This window comes from Pseudokineococcus basanitobsidens (assembly GCF_037482545.1).
In the GTDB taxonomy this organism is placed as follows: domain Bacteria; phylum Actinomycetota; class Actinomycetes; order Actinomycetales; family Quadrisphaeraceae; genus Pseudokineococcus; species Pseudokineococcus basanitobsidens.
The window spans coordinates 58,823-63,586 of record NZ_JBBIAA010000017.1 but is presented as its reverse complement, the minus strand read 5'-3'; the positions used below and the strand labels follow the sequence as shown (position 1 = coordinate 63,586).

The 4,764-nt window shown below is 75.7% G+C and carries 5 protein-coding genes and 1 pseudogene; 1 reads left to right on the top strand and 5 read right to left on the bottom strand.

What is annotated here, in order from left to right; translation table 11 throughout:
* Positions 1 to 309: 309 nt before the first annotated feature.
* From WDZ17_RS12935 to WDZ17_RS12915, 5 genes and pseudogenes are all read right to left on the bottom strand, one after another.
* Positions 310 to 750 carry a hypothetical protein gene (locus WDZ17_RS12935; protein ID WP_339575577.1) on the bottom strand — a complete coding sequence of 147 codons (441 nt, stop codon included), beginning with the start codon at positions 748 to 750 and terminating at the stop codon, positions 310 to 312.
* A 65-nt stretch (positions 751 to 815) separates the two neighbouring features.
* Entirely contained in the window at positions 816 to 1,325 is a 510-nt protein-coding gene (locus WDZ17_RS12930; RefSeq protein ID WP_339575576.1) for a pilus assembly protein, read from the bottom strand.
* A complete protein-coding gene (locus WDZ17_RS12925; protein WP_422631983.1) occupies positions 1,322 to 1,741 on the bottom strand; it encodes a TadE/TadG family type IV pilus assembly protein in 420 nt (139 codons plus the stop codon). The genes WDZ17_RS12930 and WDZ17_RS12925 overlap by 4 nt, the downstream gene beginning before the upstream one ends.
* Entirely contained in the window at positions 1,738 to 1,950 is a 213-nt protein-coding gene (locus WDZ17_RS12920; protein ID WP_339575574.1) for a hypothetical protein, read from the bottom strand. Before WDZ17_RS12920 ends, WDZ17_RS12925 begins: the two co-directional genes overlap by 4 nt.
* A 138-nt stretch (positions 1,951 to 2,088) precedes the next feature.
* A pseudogene (locus WDZ17_RS12915) lies at positions 2,089 to 2,298 on the bottom strand (type II secretion system F family protein); the annotation flags it as partial.
* Between the two features lie 9 nt (positions 2,299 to 2,307).
* Between WDZ17_RS12915 and WDZ17_RS12910 the strand changes: the two are divergent.
* Positions 2,308 to 3,924: a recombinase family protein gene (locus tag WDZ17_RS12910; RefSeq protein WP_339575572.1), complete on the top strand. Its 1,617-nt coding sequence runs from the start codon at positions 2,308 to 2,310 to the stop codon at positions 3,922 to 3,924.
* The last annotated feature ends 840 nt before the right edge of the window (positions 3,925 to 4,764 follow it).

Sequence of the window (4,764 nt, the reverse complement as noted above, 5' to 3'; positions counted from 1 at the left end):
TTCGACTTCGGTACGCTGTTGAGTTCTCAAGAAGCAGACCCGCCTGGCGTCCGGACCCGTGGGCCCGTCCCTCCAGGAGGCAACCGCTCGAACCTAGACCATCTCGTCCGAGCCCGTCAACAGCCTGTGGCTGCCCGACCCGGCCGGTGTCCCGGCCCCCTTGCGGCGAGATGAACGTTACCCCACGGGCGGAGGTGCTCTCCACCACCCGTGGGCGCCCCCCGGGGGGCCCGGCGGGCGCCGCCCTCCCGGCCCGACGGCTCCGTCCGGCACGTCGTCCGGACGCCGGCCCTGCCCTCGGGCACTGCCTCACAGGGGCGCGAGGTCGGTCCTGGCTCGCGCCGTCACCACGAGCGTGAGCCGGTCACCCCCGACCAGCTCCTGAGGTCCGAGCCCCACGAGGGGCAGCCGCACGGGCGCCAGGAGCTCGACCTGCGCCGTCCTGCCGTCGGGCGTCCCCGTCCCGGGGCCCACCCGGAGGCCCTCGACGGCGCGGGCGGCCGCGCTGCGCCGCAGGTGCTCGCCGACCGCGGCGCGGACGGCGTCGTCGGTGAGGGGGACGCCGCGGCCGAGGGACGCGGCGCCGTCGGCGTAGTACGCGCCCTCGTCCAGGGCGTCCGCCGCGTCGCCGGCCGCCGCGTCGGCGACCGCGAGCACGCGTTTGCGCTCCAGGTGGACCGCGGACGCGCCGGTCACCACGAGGACGAGCGCCAGGGCCAGGACGGCGTAGCCCAGGACGAGGACCGCCACCTGCCCGTCGTCACCGGCGAGCCGTCCTGCGACCGGACCCCCACCGGCGGACGGGGGACGCGCCGTCATCCCGACACCGCGAACCGGTCGCCGGAGGCGCTCCCGGAGGCACGTACCTCGACGGACGCGGGGACGACGCCCGCGACGAGCGCGGGGACGCCCGGCAGGACGACGTCGAGGGTGACGGTCGCCTCCACCAGGGCGTCGGGAGAGGCGCACGGGGTCGCCTCGCAGCGCACCTGCAGCCTCGCCGCCTCGCGGTCGAATCCCTGGTCGGCCAGGGCGAGCGAGACCACGGCGTCCGCGTCCGCCGCGGACGCCGCCGCACCACCGGGCCCCGCGACGACGCGCGCGGCCTCCCGGGCCGCCCCCTCGACGGCGAAGGACGCGGCCTGCAGGCGCGACACGCAGAGCACCAGGTAGACGACCGGCACCAGCAGGAGGGTGCCCAGCACGACGAACTCGACGACGGCGCTCCCGCGCTCCTGACCCGCGCCGACGACGTCCCGCACCCGCCGCAGCAGCCACCCCGCTCGACCGGCCCGGGACCCGCGGGCCGACGGACGACCGCTCACGGCGGCGCTCCCCCGACGACGAGACCGTGCCCGCGCGCCGTCAGGACGTCGTCCACCCCCAGGAGCCCGGCCACCGGGAGCGGCGCCCGGACGACCACCTCCACGACCTGGCGACCGCCCACGGACGTCGTCGACGCGCTCACGTCGCGCGCGTACGCCGGGGACAGCGCCGCGGCGACGAGGACGCGGGTGCGCTCGGCCCCGTCCGCGGGCGTCCGGTCGGCGAGCGCCCCCAGCCGCGCCCCCTCGGAGGCGCAGTCGACGACGGTGGCGCGCACGTGCAGCACGACCGCCAGCTGCACCACGCCCGCGAGCAGGAGGGTGAGCAGACCCGCCACGAGGGCGAAGTCGGCGACGGCCGAGCCGCGGTCCCCGTGGGGCCACCACCGCTCCGGCGGCGCCGTCCCGCCGCTCAGCCGCCGCTGAGCACGCGGTCCATCGCCGTGGTGAAGACCTGCTGGAGCCGCGGTCCTGCGACCGCCCACAGCGCCACGACCAGACCGGCCGTCATCAGCGTGACCATGACCCAGCCCGGCACGTCGCCGCGGTCGTCGCGGGGCACGCCGCGCACGCGCCCCAGCACGGCCCCGCCCGCGGCCGCCGCCGCGGACCTCGCCCTCGTCATGGTCCTGCTCATCGCCTGCGTCATGGCCTCGTCCGTCCTCCTCGCCGTGCCGGTCGCGGAGGGCCCGCGCCGGGTCGTGCCGGTCCACGGGGGCGTGCCCCCGCGGGTGGGTCTGCACCGGGGCCCCGCAGCGGGCGCTCACAGGTCGAGCCTCAGCACCGCCAGGCCCGGGAACACCGCGAAGGCCACCGTGATGGGCAGCACGAGGAAGACGACGGGGACCATCATCGCGATCTCCTTGCGCCCCCCGCTCTCGAGCAGCGCCCGCCGCCCCTCGTCGCGGACGTCCTGCGCCTGGGCGCGCAGGACGTCCGCCAGCGGGGTGCCCCGCTCCACCGCGAGCGCTACGGTGCGCACATGGCACACGGACCCTCCCGCGCCCTCACCTACGGTCGCCAGTCTCGCCAGCGTGAAGACGACTCCGAGGGCTCACCCGAGGCCCAGCGCCAGCAAACCGCCGCCTACGTCGCCTCTCAGGGCTGGACCCACGTCGCCCACTTCGAGGACGTCGGCGTCTCCGGCTACGACCCCCGCGCCCGCCGCCCCGCGCTCGAGCAGCTCTTCGAGGCCGTGCGCCGAGGCGAGGGCGACGCCGTCGTCGTCTACCGGCTCGACCGCCTGACGCGGCGCGGCGTCGGCGAGGCCGTCCGGCTCATCGACGAGCTCGAGGCAGCCGGCGCCTCCTTGGTCTCGGCGACCGAGTCGCTCGACACATCGACGCCGATGGGGCGCGGCATCTTCGGCCTCTTCGCCGCTCTCGCCGAGCAGGAGTCCGCCAGCATCTCCCAGCGCACGCGCGGCACGAAGGCCGTACTCCGCCGCGCCGGCTCGTGGTCCGGCGGAACGCCGCCGTTCGGGACCCGCGCCGTCCGCGAGTCCGTCGACGGCCTCACCCTCCTCCGCCTCCACGTCGAGCCCGCCGAGGCCGCCGTCATCGCCGACGTCGCCGGCCGCGTGATCGGCGGAGCCTCCGTCGCGGGCGAGGCGAAGCGCCTCAACGTCGAGGGCACGACCACCCGCGGTGGCGGCGAGTGGGCGACATCAACCCTGGCCCGCGCGCTGCGCTCCCCTGCCCTCGCGGGCTACCTCCCGCAGCGTCACCCCGCCGGCACCGGCAAGGGCTACAGCATTTCGCCCGCCCGCGACGACGACGGTCGCCTCGTCGAGGTCGGCGAGGCCGCCGTCGAGCCGTCGACGTGGTGGCGCCTCCAGGAGGTCCTAGATGGCCGCGGGGGCGGGCGAGGACCACGGCCCACGCCGACGCTCCTCGGCGGCTCTGAGCTCCTCCGGTGCGGCTCCTGCGGCTCCCGCATGGCCGGCGACCGCCGCGCCGACGGTCGCGGCACCTACAGGTGCTCCCTGCACCGCCGCGGATCGAGCAAGTGCTCCGGCACCGCGGTCGCCATGCGCCAGGCAGACGAGTACGTCGTGGACGAGGTCTGGCGTCGCCTGGCTCACGCCGACCTCGAGGACCCCGCCGACGTCGCCCTCGTGCGCGCCGTCGCCGAGCGTTACAGCGCCTCGACCACCGACCCCGCCGCCGAGGCCGCCGCCCGTCTGGCTGCCGCGAGCGTCGCCGATGCCCGCGCGTCCCTCGAGCGCCTCGACGACGACCGAGCCGCCGGCGTCTTCGACGGCACCTCCGGGACCGAGCGCTACCGCCGCCAGGCCGCCACGCTGGAGCAGCGCCTCGCGGCAGCCGAGGAGGCTCTCGCCGCGGCGTCCCCTCCCACGGCGCAGGACGACCTCAGCGCCCTCCTTGCCGTCCTCCGCGACGTCGTCGAGGACGGCCTCGACCACCGCCAGCCAGACTCCCCGTGGCAGGCCTGGACCGTCGAGGAGCGACGCGACTTCCTCGCCCTCTCCCTCGACCGCGTCGACGTCCTCCCCGGCGGCCACGGCGGCGGGAACGCGCCGTGGCGCGGCGACGAGCGGCTCCGGCTCGTTTGGGCCGGCGACGAGGTCCCGTTCTGACCCCTCAAACCCCCCGATCCAGGGGGTTTGAGCCACCCTCTCCCATTGCTGCTCTATGACGACGACTCATAGAGCCTAGATAAGAGAGGGGGCCTCAAACCCCCCGATCTAGGGGGTCTGAGCCGCTGGAGTATCCCCGCAGACCTCTAGGGCATGACCAGCCCCGACCCTCTGCCCGCGGACGTCCGCTCCGCGGCTGCCCGCCTCATACGCGAGCGGCTCGCGCTCAACCCGGCGCCGCTGCTATCCGACCGCGTCTGCACCGGCTGCCGGCGCCTCCTTCCGCCCTCGGCCTATCGCCGCAACCCCGCCGGTCGCCGCGACGGCCTCAGCTCTCGGTGCGCCGAGTGCCTGCGCGCCTCTGACCGCGCCCGCCGCGCCAGCCGTCGAGCACGTGTGACGTAGGTCACATCCCGAGGGTGAGCCGATCCGGCACCTCTCGCAGACCTGTCCATCGGGAAGAGCTGGACGCCTCTAGTTCATGGTGGGACTCCGAGGCGCCCTTCTCTTTTTCTCTAATAGTGTCAACTCGAAGGAATGCAGCCGTGAACACCTGCACCGAGTGCTCCCGCGCCTTCCCCCTGTCATCTGGACCGGGGCGGCCATCCGTCACTTGCTCCCCGTTCTGCGCTCGACGCCGGCGCTCGCGTCAGACGATGGAAAGCCGCGCCCGCCGAGATGCCGCGCTCCTCGACGAGCTCGCCGAGCTCCGCGCCCGCCTGACCGCAGCCTGACCACCTCCCAGACCGGCCCCACCGACCGAGGCTCCGTCGCACCGCTCGCCCGGCGCACGCGACGTCGCAGCCCGTCGACGGGGCCTTCCCGGCGCGCCGAGCAGAC